Here is a 1,092-nt window from a genome sequence, read left to right as displayed (position 1 = left end):
GGATTTCCGGGTCGGGCTCTCGGCGGTGGCGGGCGGCGCGTGGGTGCTCGACGCCGGGGACTGCGCGTCGGACAGGTTCGGCGGCGCTGGGGTCTGTTCGTCCTGCAGCAGTACCGCGACGCCGATGCCGCCGAGGACGAGCCCGGTCAGCGCGGCGACAGCGACGAGCACCGGGATCTTGTTGCCGCCGTCGCTCTTCGGTCCGGCCGTCACCGGGTCGGCGCCGGTGGTCTGCGGTGCGGCGAGGGGGGCCGCCGGGCCGGACTCCGCCTGCTGTGCGGCCGCCGCGTCCGAGGACACGGCGGTGACGGCGGCCGGCGGCACCGCCGGAGCGGGCATCGCGGCCGAGTAGGCCTGCTGCGGCTCGGGGGCGGGCACCGCGGGGATGACGTCGGTGACCACCGTGGAGTTCTCGGCCGTGGTCGGGTCGGGCGGGGTGAGTCCGGCGGGGGTGGCGAGCACGGCGGTCAGGGCGGCGCGCGCGGCGTCGTAGGCGAACTTCTTGCCCGGCGCGCCGGTGCCGGCGGAGGGCAGACCGGCCTCGCTGGTCAGCACGACCGCCTTCAGGCCGAGATAGTCCAGCGCCTCGCGCAGCGCCCGCACGTGCTCGGCGGGCCAGTCGCCGGGATGGGTCGCGAAGAACTCCGCCGCCCCGGACAGATGCTCGGTGGTCAGGTTGATCAGGCAGAACAGCGCGGTGGCGACCAGGTCCTCGGCCCGGTAGGCCTCGCCGTCGTCGACCGGGATGCCCGCGGGATCGCCGAGCCTGGCCACGAAACCGGAGATGGTGTGGGCCCCCGCCCCGGGGGGGCGGGGTTGGCGTTCTCGGGGCGTGGGGGGATCGCTGCCGCGGGGGGTCTGCTGCCCAACCCGGCCAGTGCGCCCGCGTAGAAGACCGATGCCGGTGAGGTGAAGCCTAAGACCACTCGCACCCGCACCCGCAAGACCGAGGGAGCGGGCGATGCTGAGTAAACAGTTCTGGCTCGCCGCTGCGGAGCGGGCGGGTAAGACGTTCGCGCAACCCAGTTAGCCCTTCAGTCCGCCGTAAACATAGGAGCGTTTGCGGGCAACCGGATCCCGTGGCAATTCCTG

The 1,092-nt window shown here is 73.8% G+C and carries 1 pseudogene; it reads right to left on the bottom strand.

Annotated elements, in window-relative coordinates:
* A pseudogene (locus QH283_RS24635) lies at positions 1-774 on the bottom strand (hypothetical protein); the annotation flags it as partial.
* Between the last annotated feature and the right edge of the window lie 318 nt (positions 775-1,092).

It is taken from the genome of Nocardia farcinica (assembly GCF_029867845.1).
GTDB lineage: Bacteria > Actinomycetota > Actinomycetes > Mycobacteriales > Mycobacteriaceae > Nocardia > Nocardia farcinica_A.
The sequence above is the reverse complement of the archived record's forward strand: the minus strand, read 5'-3'. Positions and strand labels throughout refer to the sequence as shown.